General features: G+C 67.4%; 18 protein-coding genes. 12 read left to right on the forward strand and 6 right to left on the reverse strand.

Going from position 1 to position 19,411, the window contains the following annotated elements:
- Window positions 1-180: 180 nt before the first annotated feature.
- Window positions 181-861, forward strand: a complete 681-nt coding sequence (locus tag DD559_RS09035; RefSeq protein WP_240610187.1) for a CAP domain-containing protein — start codon at window positions 181-183, stop codon at window positions 859-861.
- Window positions 862-876: 15 nt separating this feature from the next.
- Here the strand turns inward: DD559_RS09035 and DD559_RS09040 are convergent, their stop codons facing one another.
- From DD559_RS09040 to radA, 3 genes are all read right to left on the reverse strand, one after another.
- Window positions 877-1,491: a L,D-transpeptidase family protein gene (locus DD559_RS09040; RefSeq protein WP_240610188.1), complete on the reverse strand. Its 615-nt coding sequence runs from the start codon at window positions 1,489-1,491 to the stop codon at window positions 877-879.
- Complete coding sequence (locus DD559_RS09045) at window positions 1,488-2,135, reverse strand: PEP-CTERM sorting domain-containing protein (RefSeq protein ID WP_116468881.1); 648 nt, start codon at window positions 2,133-2,135, stop codon at window positions 1,488-1,490. Before DD559_RS09045 ends, DD559_RS09040 begins: the two co-directional genes overlap by 4 nt.
- Before the next feature lie 240 nt (window positions 2,136-2,375).
- On the reverse strand, window positions 2,376-3,752 hold the full coding sequence (radA, locus tag DD559_RS09050; protein ID WP_116470821.1) for a DNA repair protein RadA: 1,377 nt from the start codon (window positions 3,750-3,752) through the stop codon (window positions 2,376-2,378).
- A 178-nt stretch (window positions 3,753-3,930) separates the two neighbouring features.
- On the opposite strand from radA, the gene DD559_RS09055 reads away from it, so the two are divergent.
- Entirely contained in the window at window positions 3,931-5,082 is a 1,152-nt protein-coding gene (locus DD559_RS09055; protein ID WP_116468882.1) for a glycosyltransferase family 4 protein, read from the forward strand.
- 197 nt (window positions 5,083-5,279) lie between these two features.
- Window positions 5,280-6,440 (forward strand): collagen-binding domain-containing protein, encoded by a 1,161-nt coding sequence (locus DD559_RS09060; RefSeq protein WP_116468883.1) that lies wholly within the window; start codon window positions 5,280-5,282, stop codon window positions 6,438-6,440.
- Window positions 6,441-6,476: 36 nt separating this feature from the next.
- Here DD559_RS09060 and DD559_RS09065 read toward each other — a convergent pair whose 3' ends face one another.
- The 3 genes from DD559_RS09065 to ubiM form a co-directional block, all read right to left on the reverse strand.
- Window positions 6,477-6,800, reverse strand: a complete 324-nt coding sequence (locus DD559_RS09065; RefSeq protein WP_116468884.1) for a DUF2218 domain-containing protein — start codon at window positions 6,798-6,800, stop codon at window positions 6,477-6,479.
- A 72-nt stretch (window positions 6,801-6,872) separates the two neighbouring features.
- Complete coding sequence (locus DD559_RS09070) at window positions 6,873-7,484, reverse strand: PadR family transcriptional regulator (RefSeq protein ID WP_438270402.1); 612 nt, start codon at window positions 7,482-7,484, stop codon at window positions 6,873-6,875.
- Window positions 7,485-7,599: 115 nt separating this feature from the next.
- On the reverse strand, window positions 7,600-8,772 hold the full coding sequence (gene ubiM, locus DD559_RS09075) for a 5-demethoxyubiquinol-8 5-hydroxylase UbiM (protein ID WP_116468886.1): 1,173 nt from the start codon (window positions 8,770-8,772) through the stop codon (window positions 7,600-7,602).
- Between the two features lie 253 nt (window positions 8,773-9,025).
- On the opposite strand from ubiM, the gene DD559_RS09080 reads away from it, so the two are divergent.
- From DD559_RS09080 to DD559_RS09120, 9 genes are all read left to right on the forward strand, one after another.
- Window positions 9,026-10,345: a replication-associated recombination protein A gene (locus DD559_RS09080; RefSeq protein ID WP_116468887.1), complete on the forward strand. Its 1,320-nt coding sequence runs from the start codon at window positions 9,026-9,028 to the stop codon at window positions 10,343-10,345.
- Window positions 10,338-10,685, forward strand: coding sequence for a hypothetical protein (locus tag DD559_RS09085; protein WP_133243805.1), 348 nt, complete (start codon window positions 10,338-10,340; stop codon window positions 10,683-10,685). Before DD559_RS09080 ends, DD559_RS09085 begins: the two co-directional genes overlap by 8 nt.
- Window positions 10,628-11,542 (forward strand): hypothetical protein, encoded by a 915-nt coding sequence (locus DD559_RS09090; RefSeq protein ID WP_240610189.1) that lies wholly within the window; start codon window positions 10,628-10,630, stop codon window positions 11,540-11,542. Before DD559_RS09085 ends, DD559_RS09090 begins: the two co-directional genes overlap by 58 nt.
- Before the next feature lie 44 nt (window positions 11,543-11,586).
- On the forward strand, window positions 11,587-12,327 hold the full coding sequence (locus DD559_RS09095) for a copper homeostasis protein CutC (protein WP_116468889.1): 741 nt from the start codon (window positions 11,587-11,589) through the stop codon (window positions 12,325-12,327).
- A 58-nt stretch (window positions 12,328-12,385) separates the two neighbouring features.
- Complete coding sequence (locus DD559_RS09100; protein WP_116468890.1) at window positions 12,386-13,435, forward strand: SIS domain-containing protein; 1,050 nt, start codon at window positions 12,386-12,388, stop codon at window positions 13,433-13,435.
- Entirely contained in the window at window positions 13,432-14,565 is a 1,134-nt protein-coding gene (gene nagA / locus DD559_RS09105) for an N-acetylglucosamine-6-phosphate deacetylase (RefSeq protein ID WP_116468891.1), read from the forward strand. The genes DD559_RS09100 and nagA overlap by 4 nt, the downstream gene beginning before the upstream one ends.
- An 86-nt stretch (window positions 14,566-14,651) precedes the next feature.
- On the forward strand, window positions 14,652-17,138 hold the full coding sequence (ptsP, locus tag DD559_RS09110; RefSeq protein ID WP_116468892.1) for a phosphoenolpyruvate--protein phosphotransferase: 2,487 nt from the start codon (window positions 14,652-14,654) through the stop codon (window positions 17,136-17,138).
- The gene (nagE, locus tag DD559_RS09115) at window positions 17,135-18,853 is read left to right on the forward strand and encodes an N-acetylglucosamine-specific PTS transporter subunit IIBC (RefSeq protein ID WP_116468893.1); all 1,719 of its coding nucleotides are present in this window, start codon (window positions 17,135-17,137) and stop codon (window positions 18,851-18,853) included. Before ptsP ends, nagE begins: the two co-directional genes overlap by 4 nt.
- A gap of 99 nt (window positions 18,854-18,952) precedes the next feature.
- A complete protein-coding gene (locus DD559_RS09120) occupies window positions 18,953-19,318 on the forward strand; it encodes a hypothetical protein (protein ID WP_116468894.1) in 366 nt (121 codons plus the stop codon).
- The last annotated feature ends 93 nt before the right edge of the window (window positions 19,319-19,411 follow it).

Below are 19,411 nucleotides of genomic sequence, written 5' to 3' on the forward strand. Positions count from 1 at the left end.
CCGGGATGTGGCGGTCAGCCTAGCTTGCGCGGCGAAATCATCAAGCGCCCCCGCACAAGCCTGCATTCTGAATTAACCCTATCAAGTAACCATCTATATCGAGAGGATTTTCGCTAATTTCGATCACACCGGATTCCAGCAGATCCGGCCCGTAGCCGCCGGAACTCGGTGGAGTATGGCGTGGCCGGCATCCCTAGCCTTTTCCGTATCGCCCTCGCGGGTGGCGCCTTGATGCTCACGGCGGCCGGGAACGTTGCCCCGCTGGAGGATCAGGTTCTCGAACGGATCAACCAGGTCCGGCAGGATCCGGCAGGCTATGCCGATCGGCTGCGCGGATTGCGCCGGCATTTCGTCGGCAACGCCCTGTACGCCCCCGAGCAGCCGAGCGGCGTCATGACTCGCGAAGGGCTGCGCGCAATCGATGACGCGATCGCCTTTCTCGAACGGCAGCGGCCGCTGCCGCCGCTCGATCGCGGTACGTTGCTCGATCTCGCCGCGCAGGACCATGTCGCCGATCAGGGGCCACTTGGCGCGCGCGGCCATGTCTCCCCCGATGGCGCCACGCCGGCAGATCGCGTCCGCCGGCGCGGCGGCGGCACCCTGGTCGGCGAAAGCATCTCCTATGGCTATGCCGACGCCGAGGCCGTGGTGCGCCAGTTGGTGGTGGACGATGGCGTACCCGATCGCAGCCACCGTCTGCTGTTGTTCAACCAGGAACTTCGCTACGCTGGCATCGGCTGCGGCGCCCATCGCCGCTATGGCCATATGTGCGTGATCGATGTCAGCCGTACGCGCAACGGCCGCTCGGTCTATGCGACGCTGGCGCAGAACGATATGCCGCGCGGCGACAAGGCGCCCTGAGCGCCCCGCCGGCGTTCAGCGCAGCACCGTCACGATCGTGCCGGGCTTCACCACGTCGAAAAGATGCGCCGCGAAGCCCATCGGCACGCCGATGCAGCCATGCGTCGCCAACCCTTCGCGAACATCGCTGCCATGGATCGCCACGCCGTCGCGCGTCAGCCGCAGCGTGTACGGCATTTCGGCATCATACAGGCTGGAACGATGGTTCTTGCCCATCCAAAGCACCGGGAAGTCGCCGGTCGGTGTCGGCTTGTCGTCCTGGCCGTACAGGATCACGCTGGTGCCGATCTCTTCGCCACCACGGAAGACGGACAGGATCTGCTTCGACAGGTCGATGCGCAACCATGTCTCGCCCGCCGGGACACCCCGTTCGTTCCAGACGAAGCTGCCATACCGCATCGGCGCCTCGAGCCGGAGCAGGCTTTTCACCGGCTGCGCGGTACCATCGGCGCGGGAGAAGACATCTTCTTGGCCGATAAGGCGGATGCGCGCAGTCTTGGGCGGTAGCGGCAGCGTAGCAACCGCCACGGCGGGTTTTTGGCGAAACAACGCCATTCCAGCCGACACGGCGACGGCAACGGCGATCGCCGCCAGCGAAATCCACAGACCGATCGGGCGCGCGGTCTTCAAGCGGCGGCCAGCCTCCGGTTCCGGCGACGAACCATCGCCCCGATCATCGGAAAGGCGACGAGCATCAGCACCCAACTCGCCGGCTCCGGCACCGCCGAGATCGGAGGGATTGGCGGCGGCGGGGTTGGTGGGGTCGGTGTCGGCGTCGGCGCGACGATGATGCCGCCACCGCCACCGCCACCGCCGCTTCCTCCGCCGCCCGGGAACACCGGCGACGGCGCCAGGCCCTGCCCTCCACCGTTCGAACCGCTCGGCCCCGCGCCGCCCGGCGGGCCATCGGCCAGCGCGACATAGGGTATCTGCGCGAACGCCGGCGGCGGCATCATTGCCTCACCGGCGGGCATCGTGTCGGCGGGAAGCGGCACCGCCGCCGGCAACGGAGCCAACGGCGTTCCGATCGCCGGAGGAAGATTGGCAAGAACCTCGCTGCCGCTAAGCGCATCGGCATCGGCAAGCGGCAACAATCGCAACCTCTTGGTGCTGAACGCGCCTTCTGCGCGCACGCCCGGCGATCGCGCCGCCAGCACGGAGAGCGCATCGACGGCCGCGGAAACGGGCGCAACGGCGATACCGGCGGAGGTAGTGATGAACAGCGGCGCGATAATCGCAACGGTCAGCAGCAGCCGACGTTTGCGCGCCCGCAAACCCTTCCGACCTGCCAATGTTGCCGATTTACGCAACTACCGCATGCCCCCAAATGCGCTCACTTGCGCAAGCCAGCCTGTTAACTAAATAGATTAAGCTTATGTTATCAGAAGCAGAAAACTACGCACAGCCCAAATAGTTCCTGCCCAGGGGCGAAGCCAGTCCGTTATTCGCCATAGCCTCGGGGATTCTGTCTCTAACCTGTGTCAAAACGGATCTTCCACCACAGGCAGCCGACGCTAGTCCGATTTGCCCAGAAGGTGGCCGACAAAGCTACCCAAATTGCGAAAACCCCGCAGCGTCAGCGGTCCGCTTTCACCGGCGTGCGCGGCGGGTGCCAGGGCGCTGGCGAAACCCAGCTTGCCCGCCTCGCGCATCCGCAGCGGCGCGTGCGCGACCGGGCGGATCTCCCCCGATAGTGCAATCTCTCCGAATGCCACCGCATCCGCCGGCATCGGACGCTCGGACAGCGCCGAAACCAGCGCCGCTGCCACCGCCAGATCGGCCGCCGGATCCTGCACGCGATAGCCGCCCGCGATGTTCAGATAGACCTCGCACGCGGAGAAGCTCAGCCCGCAGCGCGCCTCCAGCACCGCCAGCACCATCGAAAGCCGCGCCGAATCCCAGCCGACCACCGCACGCCGCGGCGTCGCCCCGGAAGCGAGCCGCACCGTCAGCGCCTGCACCTCCACCAGCACCGGCCGCGTTCCCTCCAGCGCGGGAAACACCACCGTGCCGGTCACATTTTCGTCCCGCTGCGTCAGGAAGAGCGAGGATGGGTTGCCCACCTCCGTCAGTCCCTCCGCCTGCATCGCGAACACCCCGATCTCGTCGGTGCCACCGAAACGGTTCTTCACCGCCCGCAGGATGCGATACAGGTGGCTGCGCTCGCCTTCGAACGCCAGCACCGTATCCACCATATGCTCCAGCACGCGTGGACCGGCGATCGCGCCGTCCTTGGTAACATGCCCCACCAGCACCAGCGCAGTGCCGCGTTCCTTGGCGAAGCGGATCAGTTCCTGCGCACTCGCCCGCACCTGGCTCACCGTGCCCGGTGCCCCCTCGATCAGGTCCGAATGCATCGTCTGGATCGAATCGATGATCAGCAGGTCCGGCGGCGTGCCCGCGCCCACCGTCGTCAGAATGTCGCGCACGGACGTGGCCGCCGCGAGTTGCACCGGCGCATGCCCCAGCCCCAGCCGGCGCGCGCGCAACCGCACCTGATCCGCTGCCTCCTCACCCGAAACATAGGCCACTGCCAGCCCGCGCTCCGCAATCCGGGCCGCCGCTTGCAGCAGCAGCGTGGATTTGCCGATGCCAGGGTCGCCGCCGATCAGCGTTGCCGATCCCTCGACGAAGCCGCCGCCGAGCGCGCGATCGAGCTCGGCGATCCCGCTCGCCATCCGCTCCGGCAGGGCGACATCGGTATTGAGGCCGGAAAGCTGGATCGCCCGCCCGCCGGATTGCAGATTATGCTTGGCCTGGAAGGGTGTGGCGGCGGCGGCCACTTCCTCCACCAGCGTGTTCCACTCGCCGCAATCGGCGCATTGGCCCGCCCATTTCGAGGTCACGGAGCCGCAAGCCTGGCAGACATAGCGTTTCTGGGGTTTCGCCATCCGCGCGCTGTAGCCCAACGGAAACGAAAAGGGAACGGCAATCCCTGCCCCGCCGCAGTCCGCCGCAGCCGCCGCGGCGAATCCACGCTCCCGGCAGCGAAGCTCCGCGGGCCCTTCCTCGACTTGGGACAACCCGTCCGCTTGCCCGCTCCTGCGCGCCGGACTATGCCGCCGCCAAATGCAGCCCTCCGATCTTCGTGTCGCGCTCTTCAGCGGCAATTACAACTATGTTCGCGATGGCGCGAACCAGGCATTGAACAAGCTGGTCGGCTATCTGCTGGATCAAGGGGTCTCCGTTCGCGTCTATTCGCCGACCACCGACACCCCCGCCTTTCCGCCGACCGGCGATCTGGTGAGCGTGCCCGCCTGGCCGGTGCCGGGCGGCCGGGCCGAGTACAAGTTCGCCACCGGCCTGCCGAAAAGCATCCGCGCCGATCTTGAAGCCTTTGCTCCCAATCTCGTCCATGTGTCGGCGCCCGAATTCCTCTGCCACGGCGCCGTCACCTGGGCGCGCGAACGCGGCATCGGCACCCTCGCCTCGCTGCACACCCGGTTCGAGACCTATCCGGCCTATTATCACCTCGGCTTCGTTGCGCCGGTGATCATCAAGCTGCTGACGCGCTTCTACAATCGCGTCGACAAGGTGGTGACGCCGGGCGATTCCACCGCCGAGCTGATCCGCGGCTGGGGCGTGAAGACCCCGATCGGCATCTGGTCGCGCGGGGTCGATCATGCGCGCTTCCACCCGCAGCGGCGCAGCCTGGAATGGCGGCGCGCACTGGGGCTGGCGGACGACGCGTTCGCGGTCGGCTTTCTCGGTCGGCTTGTCCTGGAAAAGGGCCTGGATATCTTCGGCGAGGTCTGCAACGAACTCACTGCCCGCGGCATCGCGCACCGCGTGCTGGTGATCGGCGAAGGGCCGGCGCGGCAGGCCTTTGCCGATCGCGTGCCGGGTGCGATCTTCACCGGGTTCCAGCGCGGCGACGATCTCGCCCGCGCGGTCGCCTCAATGGACGTGCTGTTCAATCCCTCGGTCACGGAAACGTTCGGCAACGTCACCTCGGAGGCGATGGCCTGTGGGGTGCCGGTGGTCGCGGCCCGCGCCACCGGGGCGATCGATCTGGTGGAAGATGGCGTCAACGGCTTCCTCGTGCCGCCGCGCGACGTGCGAGCCTATGCCGCTGCGATCGCGCGGCTGATCGCCGATCCCGCGCTCGCCGCCGCGCAGGGTGCCGCCGGCCATGAAAAAGCGAAGGCGCTGGTGTGGGACAAGGTGAACCGCGCCGTGCTGGACAGCTATTTCGACATCCTGGCCGCCCGCCGCGGCTGATCGCGCGCCGGACCCGCCTGACGGCGGATCGGTGGCGCCCTGCGCCGTATCGAATTGAGACTCCAGCGTTCCCTTAACCAAAGTGCCGGCTTGCGCATCATGGGGTAACAAAGGATTACCCCCCCATCCAGCAAGGATCAGCGCGCACCGGTTCCGGTTCAGGCTGCCGATCGATCGTACCGTTTGAAGGAAATCGTATGCGTCTCCTGACCATGTCGGCCATCGCAGCGCTGCTGCTCACCCCCGCGGCCCTCGCGAAGACCGGCGCGAAGCCGAGCCCCGCGCCGACTGCGAAGGCTACCGCGCGGCCCAGCGCCGCCGCCGGTCTGCAGGCGATGCGCGAACTCAACCTGGTCGTGCTCGATACGCTCACCACCAATGGCCAGGAAGTCGAAGGCCGTACGTTCGTGAAGAACCTGGTCGCCCAGAACTTCACCAATTTCGGCATCGGTTCGCAGAGCCAGGGTTCCGCATCGTCGACCTTCGACGTGTTGAGCGTGGTGGGCAACGCCACCGGCTCCATCCGGCTCAAGGCAGGCTATGCCAACGGCCAGAACGGTACGCTGGGCAACACTGCCCGCATCGGCGGCAATGTCGGCAGCTTCGATTTCAACGACGCGCGCGGCTCGGTCGGCGCGCTGGTGGTCGGCGGCAACCTCACCGGCTCGATGAACGTCAACAACCACAGCGTCACCTATGGCGGCAAGGCGGCATCGGGCATCAACGGTGCCCGCAAGGATGCCAGCCTGGCGGCGGGCGGCGCCAACGACGTCGCAGCGGGCCTGGTCCTGCGCATGAACGAACTGAGCGGCAACCTCAACGCGCTGTCGACCAACCTTGCCAAGCTGCCCTCGCTCAGCACGATCACCTCGACCAACGGCGCGCTCGATTATTCGCGGGCCAGCAACGGCTATGCCGTGTTCACGATGACGGAGGCGGCATTCACCAACCAGAACGCCAATTTCGACAATCTTTTCGCGCGCGCGCCGAACGGCACCACCACGATCATCAACGTGCTGGGAACCAATCTCGTCCAGGGCGGCAACATCAACAGCAAGGCACTGAATCAAAGCGTCATCTGGAACTTCGCCCAGGCGACGGACCTGACGGTGAAGGGCTTCCACGGCAGCATCCTGGCCCCGAAGGCGACGCTGACGAACAGCAGCGCCATCGAAGGCAGCATCGTCGCGCTCAACATGAAGCTGAACGGCGAAGTCCATCTCGGCACCTATAACGGCAACGGCAATTTCGTGCCGACCAACGCGGTGCCCGAGCCCGCAAGCTGGGCGATGCTGCTGGTCGGCTTCGGCGCCCTGGGTGCGGCGCTTCGCAAGCGCCGGGCGCTCGCGACCGCGTGAGCCGAAAAGGACGCCGCGAAGACGGCGCCCTTTTTGCTACTGCCAGTCGAACTGCAATTCGCCTTCGCGGAAGGCGAAACGATCGAGGTGCCGGGCAACCGCGCCCTGCAACCCCTCCAACTGCTCGGCCGAAGTGGCGTCGATCCGCACCTCGAGCCCCGTCTCGGCTACGTTGAACGCCACCACCGCGTCGCCGGGATGGTTGGCGCCGCGCGCATCTTTCGGGAAGACCACCGTCCCGTTCTCGGCGGTGAATTCCACCTGCAGATTATGCTGCCAATGCTTGCACAGCTGCTGGAGGTAGCGGCTGGCATGGTCGGTCGGCACCAGCGCATGGGCAGTGAAAGGCGCAATCGTCATTCTGGTCTCCTTGGCCGCACCGGGGGCGAACCCCAGACGACGACGTAAAATCTCGATCCGGGGCATCGTTGCCTATAGCCGCTCGATCTTGCGGGCGGCTTCGTCGAGAATCTCGGCGATCGCGTGCAGTCGCTCCGGATCGACCTCCTCGTCGAACACGCTGGCGGCGAGCACGGTCTTCAGATTGTGCATCGCCCGGCGCACCGGCCCGCCGCTGGTGCGGGCATGGCGTTCACCCAGTTCCGCCAGCCGCTGGAACAGCGCCGCGACTTCGTCCGCATTCTCCGCCAGATGTGCAGTGCCCGCCTCGGTGATCGCGAACTGCTTCTTGGCGCCGTCGCTCTTGTGCTCGGCGATCAGGTCCATGTCGTCGAGCATGGTCAGCGTCGGATAGACCACGCCAGGGCTCGGCGCATAGGCGCCGTTGGAACGCGCCTCGATCTCGCGGATCAGGTCATAGCCATGGCGCGGCGCCTCCTCGATCAGCTTGAGCAGGATCAAGCGGAGCTCGTCTCCGCCGAACATGCGCCGCCCACGCCCGCCCTGACCGCGCTCGCCCATGGCAAAGGCCATTTCGAAGCCGCCGGGAAAGCCCCCGCCCCAGCCGCCGCGCCCCCGTGGGCCGCGCCCGCAATGGCGATCCTGATGACGGCCATGGCCGTGATGTCCAAAATGGAAAAACATGATGATCTCTTTCTCGTTCGAGTCTTGATGCGCACAAGATATATCTTGAAAGAGATTATGCAAGAGGGAGGTTCATGCGAAATCCTCCCCTGCTGGCGCAGGGGAGGAAGGGGGTTCAATGCGTCAGCATCGCCCGCACCGTCGGCCGCACGAACGGCAGCCCGGCCCCCAGCCGCAGCACCGCGTGGCGCATCGCCCGCGCGGGCAGCCGCTCGTCGGTGAACAGCCGCACCAGCAGGTTGGTGCCCGTGTAGAGCGGCTTGCACGCCGCCCGGTGACCGCTCTCGAAGCGGCGCAACACCGCCGGCAGCGCAGGGTCCATCCCCCGCCGCACCGCCTCCAGCACCTCGGCGGCGAGCAGCGCCTGGCCGCCCAGTCCCAGGTTGAAGCCATGTGCGGTCACCGGGTGCATCCCCACCGCGGCATCGCCGATCAGCGCCGCGCGCCCGCTCACGAACTGGTGCGCCCAGGTGGTGACCAGCGGATAGACGTTACGGTCGCTCACCACCTCCATGCGCCCCAGCCGCTGGCGGAAGCGGCGGGTAAGGTCGCGGCCGAGGCTGGCATCGTCAAAGGCCGCCACCCGCCGCGCCGCTTCCTCCGGCAGCGTCAACACGGCGCCGGCCATATTCCCGTTGAGCGGCAGCAGCGCCAGCGTCTGGCGATGGTCGAACCATTCGAGCGCGGTCGCGCCATGGGGCAGCTCGTGGCGCACCCGCACCACCATCATCGAGCGGCCGAGCGGATTGACATCGGCATCGATGCCCAACGCCTCGCGCGTCTTCGACAGGCGCGAATCCGCGACGACGAGCAGCTTGGCCCGCACCACCTCGCCCGAAGAAAGCAACACCTCCGCACGCGCGCCGGTGGCGCCGGAACGGGCATGGACCACCTCCGCGCCGGGCACCAGGCAAAGCCCCGGCTGATCCTTCACCGCTTCGTAGAGCGCGGCGCGGATGCGATGGTTCGGCACGAGCCAGCCGAGCCGGTCCGCTTCGCCCTCGCCCGCGGTGAAGTTCAGCGAGAAGGGGGAATCGCCGTTCACTACCTTGGCAGCGCGCATCGGCGCGATCTCCTCGGCGGGAATCCGTGCCCAGGCGCCGAGCTGTTCGAGAATGCGCTTCGATCCGTGCGTCAGCGCGATCTCGCGCCCGTCGAAGCGGGGCGTCGCAAGCGCTGCCAGCGGCGCCCGTTCGAGCAGCACGATGCGCAGCCCGCTGTCTTCCAGCGAACGTGCGAAGGCGAGGCCCGCCGGCCCTCCCCCGACGATGACGACGTCGCAGTCCATGCCCGATCCTCCTCACCTGTCCCCCATCGCGCCCTGTGGCGATTGGAGGCCGCTTCCCCACCCCCCGCCGTCATCCCGGCGAAAGCCGGGATCCAGACGCTATAGCGCGTCGGCTCCTGCTGCACCGGATCGGCGAAGGGATCCCGGCTTTCGCCGGGATGACGAAGGGTTTGGCTGGCCAGGCGCCGCCAAGCCTTGCGCCCGATCAACCAACGGGATGCAAATCGCGTCGCACCCGCCTATCTTGCCGCCAATGGCCGACCTTTTTGCCACCCATGCACCACCCGCGCCCGGTTCCCCCCCGGCCGGCGGCCCGCTGGCCGATCGCCTGCGTCCGCAGCAGCTCGACGAGGTCGTCGGCCAGGAACATCTCACCGGTCCGCACGGCGCGATCGGGCGCATGGTCGCGGCGGGCAAGCTCAGTTCGATCATCTTCTGGGGCCCGCCCGGCACCGGCAAGACCACGATTTCGCGCCTGCTCGCCGATGCGGTGGGGCTGCGCTTCGTCGCGATCTCGGCGGTATTCTCCGGCGTCGCCGACCTCAAGAAGGTGTTCGCCGAGGCGCGCGACCACGCCCGCATCGGCCAGCGCACCTTGCTGTTCGTGGACGAGATCCACCGCTTCAACCGCGCCCAGCAGGATGGTTTCCTGCCCTATGTGGAAGACGGCACCGTCACGCTGGTGGGGGCCACCACCGAAAACCCGTCCTTCGAACTCAACGCCGCATTGCTCAGCCGCGCGCAAGTGCTGATCCTGCATCGCCTGGGGCATGAGCCGCTCACCCAGCTGCTCGACCGCGCCGAGGCGCTGGAGGAACGCCCCCTTCCCCTCACGCCCGAGGCGCGCGACGCACTGGTGGCAAGCGCGGATGGCGACGGCCGCTTCCTGCTCAACCAGGCCGAGACGCTCTTTTCCGTGCAGTTCGAGGAACCGCTCGATCCGGCGGGCCTCTCCGCCTTCCTCCAACGCCGCGTGGCGGTGTACGACAAGGATCGCGAAGGGCATTACAACCTGATCTCCGCGCTGCACAAAGCCGTGCGCGGCTCCGATCCGCAGGCGGCGCTCTATTATCTGGCGCGGATGCTCACCGCCGGCGAGGAGCCGCTCTACGTGCTCCGTCGCCTCGTCCGCATGGCGGTGGAGGATATCGGCATGGCCGATCCGAACGCGCTGGTGCAGTGCATGGCCGCCAAGGACACCTATGACTTTCTCGGCTCGCCCGAGGGCGAACTGGCGATCGTCCAGGCATGTCTCTATGTGGCGACGGCGCCCAAGTCGAACGCCGCCTACAAGGCGCAGAAGGCGGCGTGGAAGGTGGCGAAGGAAACCGGCTCGCTGATGCCGCCGCAGAACATCCTCAACGCGCCGACCAAGCTGATGAAGCAGATCGGCTATGGCACCGGCTATACCTATGATCACGATGCCGAGGGCGGCTTCTCGGGCGACAATTACTGGCCGGCGGAAATGGAGCCGCAGACCTTCTACACCCCCACCGATCGCGGGCACGAGAAGCGCGTGTCCGAACGGCTCGCCTGGTGGGCGGCGATGCGGGAGCGAAAACGCGATGGATGATTGGGCGGACGCCTGCGCCTTTGCACTCTCGTTGCCGGACGTGACAATGGAGTCCTGGTGGGGCACCCCCTGCCCGAAGCTCAACGGCAAGGGCCTGATGTCGCACGCCAAGCACCCCGGCAGCTTTGGCCTGATGGTGGCGCAGGACGAAAAGCCGCTGCTGCTGGAGACCGATCCGGAGACCTTCTGGCAGACCGACCATTATCGCAACTATCCGATGCTGCTCGTTCGCTACGGCACGCCGGCCCGCGAGCGGATCGAGCTCTACATCCAGCGCGCCTGGTGGGATCGCGCCAGGAAGGCCCAACGCCGCGCCGCCGGCATGGAAACACGCCCCTGACCTTCACCGATTTCATCGCGATCGACTGGTCCGGTCAGGCTGTCGAGCGCCCCAAGGGGCTGGCGGTCGCCCATGCCCGCGCGGGGGATGCCGCGCCGGTGCTGATCGATCGCCCCTGGTCCCGCGCCGATATCCTCGGCTTTCTCGGCGAACTCGCGGAGCGCCGCACGCGGGCGCTGATCGGCCTCGATCTCTCCCCCGCCTTTCCCTTTGCCGATGCGGGCGCCTATTTCCCCGGCTGGGATGCGAGCCCTGCCGACGGCCCGGCACTCTGGGCGTTGGTCGAACGTCTGTCCGAAGCCGATCCGCATTTCGCCGCGACCAGCTTCGTGCAGCATGTCGAAGCGCGGCGGCACTTCCGCCAGATGGGCGATTGCGGCGATCGGTTTCCCGGCGGTCGCGGCCGGTTCCGGGTGTGCGAGCATGGCCAGGCGGCGATGGCGCTCTCGCCCTATAGCTGCTTCAATCTGGTCGGCGCGAGCCAGGTCGGGAAATCGAGCCTGACCGGGATGCGCGTGCTGCATCGCCTCCGCGGGCGCATCGGCATCTGGCCGTTCGATCCGTTGCCGGAAACCGGGCCGGTACTGGTGGAGATCTACACGGCCCTCGCCGCGCGGCTGGCGGGAATGCGCAAGGGAATTTCCAAGATCCGCGACGGCGAAACCCTGGATACGTTGCTCGCAGCGTTCGGATCGGCGCCCCACACGCCCTTGGCCCGCTATGACGACCACGCCACCGATGCGATCCTCAGCGCGGCATGGCTGCGCACGACCGTCTCGCAACCGGCACTATGGCGACCGGCGGGCCTCACGGCAGCACTTGCCCGAACCGAAGGCTGGACGTTCGGCGTACCCTGAGGAATAGGACTTTTCTAGAACCTACCATAATGGATCGAATGCCCATGCGCCGCGTACTGGAAGTCTGTGTGGAAGACATCGCGGGTATCGATGCCGCTATCGCAGGCGGCGCCGACAGGATCGAACTGTGCGCCGCGCTCGCGGTGGGAGGCCTCACCCCGCCCGCTTCGCTGATCGCCGCAGCGGCCGCCGCACCGGTGCCCGTCCACCTGCTCGCCCGGCCGCGCGATGGCAATTTTCGCTATACCGATGCCGAGGCCGCGCTGGTGGCGGCGGACATTCGGGCCGCCGGTGAGGCTGGGCTGGCTGGCGTCGTGATCGGTGCCAGCTGCGCCGATCATCGGCTCGATGCGGATATGCTCGCCGATTGGGTAGCCGTCGCCCGCAGCGTTGCGCGCCCCTTATCGCTAACCCTCCACCGGGCCTTCGATCTTTGCCCCGATCCGCTGGCCGCGCTGGAAACGGCGATCGCGCTCGGGTTCGATCGCATTCTGACCTCGGGCTGCACCCCGAAGGCGATAGACGGTCGCGCGACGCTGGCGGCGCTCGTCGCCGCGGCGGGCGCGCGGATCACCATCCTTGCGGGCAGCGGCATCGATGCCGATACCCTTCCCGCGATTCTCGCGACCGGCGTGCGCGAGGTCCATGCCTCGTGCCGAAGCCCGCAGGGCGCCCCCGATCGGCAAGAAATCGCCTTCGGCTTTCAGGCCGGCGCCCGCTTGGCCACCGATGCGGCCAAAGTCGCCGCGTTACGAGAATTACTGAATGTGCAAGCTAGCGCTTGAACAATACCAATATGTAACTTATCGCTACGTCCATCATAGCCAGTGGAGGCAATGGGACATGATCGCCGAAATCCAAAAGCCCGTGAGTGGCGCCACGCTGATGGCGTCCGAAGCTGCCGAAGCCGGCGCCGCGGTTCGCCGCCTGCTCGATGCCAACGGCCCGGCGCTTGCCGCCCTGGCGCGCGAGTTGCGTGCCGCCCCGCCGGCGCTCGTTGTCACCTGCGCCCGCGGGTCCTCCGATCATTCCGCCACTTATGGCAAATATCTGATCGAAACGATGATCGGCGTGCCGGTCGCTTCGGCGGCGCCGTCGGTCGCATCGGTGTTCGCAGCCTCCGTCTCCACCACCCGTGCGCTCTGCATCGCCGTATCGCAGAGCGGCCGCAGCCCGGACCTTCTCGCCACGGTGAAGGCCTATCAGGAAGCCGGCGCCCGCGTCGTCGCCTTCGTCAACGACGAGGAATCGCCGCTCGCCGCGATGGCCGATACGACGATCGGCCTGAAGGCGGGCCCCGAGCGCTCGGTTGCCGCCACCAAATCCTACATCACCGCGCTGGCGGCCTTTGCCGCACTGGTCGCCGAATGGGCGCAGGACGAGGCACTGGCCACCGCGCTCACGGCACTGCCCGAACAGCTGGAGCAGGCTCGCGACTTCGATTGGGGCGCCGTGGTCGAAACGCTGCGCGATGCCACCAACCTGTTCGTGATCGGCCGTGGCTACAGCTTCGCCGTCGCGCAGGAAGCCGCGCTCAAGTTCAAGGAAACCTGCGGCCTGCACGCCGAAGCGTTCAGCGCCGCGGAAGTCCGCCACGGTCCGATGGCGATCGTCGGCGAAGGCTTCCCCGTGCTTGCCTTCGCCACGTCGGACGCGGCCGGCAACAGCGTGCGTGAAGCGTCGGCCGAATTCGCCGATCGCGGCGCGCGCGTGTGCCTGGCGGATGCGGAGGCGGCAGACGCCTCGCCGCTGCCGGTGCTGGCCGGCCACCCGGCAATCGAGCCGATCCTGATGGTCCAGAGCTTCTACCCGATGGTCAACGCGCTTTCGCTGGCGCGCGGCAACAACCCCGATGCCCCGCTGTATCTTCGCAAGGTGACCGAAACGCGATGAGCAGCTTCCGTTTCGTCAACGGCCACATCGTTACCGCTGCCGGGACGCTGCCGGAAGCAGTGATCGCGGTGGATCAGGGCCGCATTACCGGGCTTTCGATCGAAGGCGTCGGCACCGAAACCATCGATCTCGACGGCGGCTGGATCGTGCCCGGCTTCATCGACGTGCAGGTAAACGGTGGCGGCGGTGTGTTGTTCAACGATGCCACCAGCATCGAAGGCATCGCGGCGATCGGCGCTGCCCATGCCCGGTTCGGCACCACCGGCTTCCTGCCGACGCTCATCAGCGACATCCCCGAAGTGATCGGCAAGGCGTTGGACGCCGCCGATGCCGCCATCGAGGCCGGGGTGCCGGGATGCCTTGGGGTGCATATCGAAGGCCCGATCCTCAACAAGGCGCGCAAGGGCATCCATGATGCCGACAAGTTCCGCGGCCTGGACGAAGCGATGGTGGCCCTGCTCAGCCGCCCGCGCCGGGGCAAGGTGCTCGTCACCCTCGCGCCGGAAATGGTCGATCTGGACAATGTGCGTCGCCTTTCCGAGGCAGGCGTGCTCCTCGCCATCGGGCATAGCGATGCGACCTATGAAACCGCGGTGGCGGCGTTCGAGGCCGGCATGACCGGCGTGACGCACCTGTACAACGCCATGTCGCCCCTGCTGCACCGCGCGCCCGGCGTCGTTGGTGCGTCGCTGGAGAACCAGACCGCCTATTGCGGCATCATCCCGGACGGCTTCCACGTCCATGATGCGGCGCTGCGCATCGCGCTCAACGCCCGCCCGCGCGATCGCTTCCTGCTGGTGACGGATGCGATGCCGAATGTCGGATCGGATATGACCTCGTTCGATCTGCACGGCCAGCATATCCGCGTCGAAGGCGGCCGCCTGCTCGGCGTCGACGACACGCTGGCCGGCTCGGCGCTCGACATGACCGGCGCGTTCCGACACATGGTTACGCGCGTCGGCATTACACCGGAGGACGCCGCGATGATGGCTGCTGCCAGCCCCGCCGCGTTCCTTGGCCTGTCGCATGAACGCGGCACCCTCGCACCCGGCCTCCGCGCCGATTGGGTGCAGTTGACCCGCGACTTCCAGCCTGCCGGTTGCTGGATCGGCGCAACCCGCTTCCCCTGAGCCCACGGAGACCCGCCCTGAGCACGATCGCGCCGCCCGCTCCCCACGACGACGCCACGGCCCGGGCCCTTGCCATCGGTGCGCCGATGGCCGGCTGGCTGATGCCTCTCGAGGAAGTTCCCGATCCCGTCTTCGCGCAGCACATGTTGGGCGACGGCGTGGCGATCGATCCGATCGAAGGGTGTCTCTACGCCCCGTGCGACGGCGAAATATCGGTGTTGCAGCCGACCGGCCATGCGATCACGATGCGTGCCGGCGACGGCATCGAGTTGCTGATGCATATCGGCATCGACACGGTCCAGCTGGGGGGCGCGGGCTTCGAGCCGCAAGTGCAAGTTGGCGACCGTGTTCGCAAGGGCGATGTGCTGATCCGCTTCGATCTGGACGCGGTGGTATGTGGCGCACCCGCCGTTGTCACGCCGGTATTGTTGATCCGGCAGGACGGGATCACGCTTTCCGGGGTGCACGCCGGCGGCATGGTCGCGCCGGGCGACCACCTATTCTCCGTAACCCGTGCCGGCGTTCATGTCGAAACGATCGCAGATGAAGCCGGACCGGTGTTCAGCCGCGATGTGGTCGTCCCGCTGTCGCATGGCATCCATGCGCGCCCTGCCGCGAAGCTCCGGGAGGCGCTGGTTCCTTTCGACGCCAAGGTCACGATCGCGAAGGGCGAACGCAGCGCCGATGCGCGTAGCCCGGTCGGCCTGATGACGCTGGCGATCAAGCTGGGCGACACCATTCGAATCGAATCCCATGGGCCGATCGGCGCCAAGGCGGTCGAGACGCTGGCGGCAATGATCGAAAGCGGCATGGGCGAAAAGGCCGATCCTACCGCTATCCGCCCTGCGGCACCGTCCCCCGCGCGCGTCGCGCCGATGGTGGTCCCGTCAGGCGATCCGGGGGTGATCGCAGGTGTTTCTGCCGCGCCGGGGCTGGCGATCGGCACCGCGCGCTTCTTCCGCCTGCCGGAAATCAAGATCGATCCGCGCGGCGAAGGCGAGGCCTTGGAGCGAGCCCGGCTGGCAAGCGCCATCGCCGCGGTTGCCAGCGCGATCGATGCCGACCTCGCCCATGCGAGTGGCCCCATGCGTACGATCCTGAGCGCGCATCGGGCGATGCTCGAAGATCCCGAACTTGATGCGTCAGCACAGGAAGCCATTCGCAATGGCAGCAGCGCCGCCCACGCGTGGCAGATGGCGGTGCGTCCGCAAGCGGATCTGCTGCGTAACAGCGGCGACGCCCACCTCGCCGAGCGCGCCGATGACATGGTCGATCTCGAACGTCGCGTCGTAGCGACGATCGAGGGCGTGCAAGATGCACCCTTGACCTTCCCCGCAAACACCATCTTGCTGGCCGACGATCTGCTGCCTTCGCAGGTCTCCGCGATCGATCCGGCACAAGTGTGCGGGTTCTGCACTGTGCGCGGAGGACCGACCTCGCACGTTGCGATTCTGGCCGCGAGTATGGGCATTCCCGCGTTGGTCGCGATGGGGCCGGCGCTGCGGAGTGTTGCCGAAGGCGAGACCCTGATCCTCGATTCTGGCGCGGGCACCCTTCGGGTCGCGCCCAGCGATACGCAGCGGGCAGAAGCCCAGGCGCGTGTCGATGCCCGCGCCGCCGCGCTCGCCGCCGCCCGATCGGCGGCGGGCGCGGCTTGCCATCTAGCCGATGGTACCCGGATCGAAGTCTTTGCCAATCTGGCCAACCGCACCGATGCCGAACGGGCCATTGCAACCGGCGCCGAGGGATGCGGCCTATTGCGCACCGAATTCCTGTTCCTCGATCGCGATACGGCGCCCAGTGTGGCGGAGCAGACCGCCGAATATCAGGCGATCGCCGATGCGCTGCAGGGACGTCCGCTGATCACCCGCCTGCTCGATATCGGCGGCGACAAGCCCGCGCCGTATCTGCCGATTGCAGCGGAAGAGAACCCGGCGCTGGGTCTTCGCGGCATCCGTGTCGGGCTGGCCCATCCGCAGGTGCTCGAAGATCAGTTGCGCGCCATTCTGGGCGTTCGGCCGATCGGCCAGGCCAAGATCATGGTACCGATGATCGCCAGCATCGGCGAACTGCGCGCGGTGCGCGCGGTGCTTGATCGTCTCTGCGCCGAACTGGGAATCGGCGAGAAGATCGAACTCGGAATCATGGTAGAAACGCCCGCCGCCGCTGCGACTGCGGACCTGCTGGCCGCGGAAGCCGATTTCCTGTCGATCGGCACGAACGATCTGACGCAATATGCCCTGGCAATGGATCGCGGCAATCCGGCAGTCGCCAGCGGCATCGATGGCCTGCACCCCGCCGTGCTGCGCCTGATCGCCGATACCTGCCGCGGCGCCGCCAGCCAGCAGCGCTGGGTGGGCGTGTGCGGCGGGCTTGCCTCCGATCCGCTGGCGGTACCGATCCTGATCGGCCTGGGCGTGACCGAGCTTTCCGCCACCGTGGCGATCGTGCCTGAGGTAAAGGCGCTGCTCTCCGGCCTCACGCTCGACGCCGCGCGTGCCCATGCCACCGCGGCCCTCGCCTGCGCCACCGCCGCCGAAGTCCGCCGCCTAGCCCGGGAATTCCAAGCATGAAGTCGATCCTCGAAATGCTCCAGCCGCTCGGTCGCGCGCTGATGCTGCCGATCGCGGTGCTGCCGGTGGCGGGCCTGTTGCTGCGCCTGGGCCAGCCCGATCTGCTCGACATCGCCTTTGTCAGCGCCGCCGGCGACGCGCTGTTCGCGCATCTCGGCCTGCTGTTCGCGATCGGCGTGGCCACCGGCTATGCCAAGGACGGCAATGGCGCCGCAGCGCTTGCCGGCATCGTCTGCTTCCTCGTCACCACCGAAGCGGGCAAGAGCCTGCTCGCAGTGCCAGCCGATATAGGCGCCGACCTCGCCAAGGATCAGGCGGCGCTTGCCGTCGCCGCGTGGAAGGCCAAGGCGGTCGCCCGGCTGGACGTGCCGATCGGCATCGCTTCCGGCCTGATCGGCGGCAGCTTCTACAACCGCTTCTCCGCCATAAAGCTGCCCGCCTACCTCGCCTTTTTCGGCGGGCGTCGCTTCGTGCCGATCGCCTCCGGCCTTGCGGGCCTGGTTTTCGCGGTGATCGTCGGGGTCGGCTTTCCGCACATCAGCGCGGGCGTCGACGGGCTGAGCCACGGGATCGCGGGCGCCGGCAGCTTCGGCCTGTTCGCGTTCGGGGTGCTCAACCGCGTGCTGCTGGTCACCGGCCTCCACCACATCCTAAACAATGTGTTCTGGTTCGTGCAGGGCGACTATAACGGCGCGACCGGCGACCTGCGCCGCTTCTTCGCGGGCGATCCGAATGCCGGCGCGTTCATGGCCGGCTTCTTCCCGGTGATGATGTTCGGCCTGCCCGCCGCCTGCCTTGCCATGTACCGCGCCGCCCTGCCCGAGCGCCGCAAGGCGGTGGGCGGCCTGTTGTTCAGCCTCGCGCTCACCTCGCTGCTCACCGGCGTGACCGAGCCGATCGAATACAGCTTCATGTTCCTGGCGCCGGCCCTGTACGTCGTCCATGCGGTACTCACCGGCGCGGCGATGGTGGTGATGGACTTGGCTGGCGTGAAGCTCGGCTTCGGCTTCTCGGCCGGCCTGTTCGACTATGTGCTCAACTTCGGCAAGGCGACCAAGCCGCTGCTGCTGATTCCCGTCGGGCTGGTCTATTTCGCGCTCTACTACGGCATTTTCAGCTGGGCGATCCGCCGCTTCGACCTGAAGACGCCGGGCCGCGAGGCCGAGGCGCCCACGGTTGCGGAAGCAACACCCGGTACCGCCCCCGCAAGCCGCGGCGAAGCCTTCGCCCGTGCGCTGGGCGGCGCGGCCAACCTGATCGAAGTCGGCGCCTGCACGACGCGCCTGCGCCTGATCGTCGCCGATCAGAGCGTGGTCGACGATGCCGCGCTCAAGGCACTCGGCGCCCACGGCATCCTGCGCCCCTCGGATCGCGCGCTGCAGGTGGTGCTCGGCCCGATCGCCGATGTGGTGGCGGTGGAGATCCGCGACGCGACCGCACGCGGTGGCGTCGCGGCACCGGCCGCGCCGGCCGCAACTCCTACACCCGAACTTCCGGTAGCGCTCCAACCAGCCGCGCTCGCGGCGCTGGGCGGCGCCGCGAACATCGTATCGGTCAGCGCCCATGACCAGCGCCTGCGGGTGGAACTGAACGATCCGGCCAAGGTGGACGGCGACACACTGCTGGCACTGGGCCTGCGCGGGGTTGCCCGCCCCACGGCGAAGGTACTGCACCTGCTGGGCGACGAGGCGGCGCTGGCGGCGCTGCGGGGGTAATCGGCCGGTCCGCGCCACTACCGACGAGGCGGAGCGCGGACCTTGCTGCGTCCGCCCACGCTGCTACGCTTCTTCACAACCAGTTTCTGGAGAAGCCGGATGCGTAAATGGGTGGGCGCCGTTGTGGTGGTCACGCTTCTTGCTGCCATCGCGATATACGCAGCCTTTCCGCACCCGACCCATGATCAAGCGGAACTGCGGGCCCTCGCTGCGCAATCCCGACATCTTCTGGCACGCTACAAAGACCGTCCGGGAGCCGTCCCGAAAAGCCAATGGCCGCACGAGATCGCAGCGCTGCACCCCGCCAATGTCATTGTGCGGGAAGGAGCGGTTGAGATCACCACCAAGCGATATTTCGACGGCGGCTGGGGGTATGGCTTCGCACCGGATAAGCGGGATCTTGGGATGCTACCCGCCTGCTGGTCATCGCTGGGGCAAGACATGTACTGGCACGGGCCCTGCTGATCGTAGCTAGGGCAAGATAGGTCATCGGCAACGCGCAAGTCTCTGCACGCGCGCGCCGTCTCCCACGCTCGTAGAGAAGGCGGCGAAAGGGAG

This window comes from Sphingomonas pokkalii (assembly GCF_003096275.1).
Classification (GTDB): domain Bacteria; phylum Pseudomonadota; class Alphaproteobacteria; order Sphingomonadales; family Sphingomonadaceae; genus Sphingomonas; species Sphingomonas pokkalii.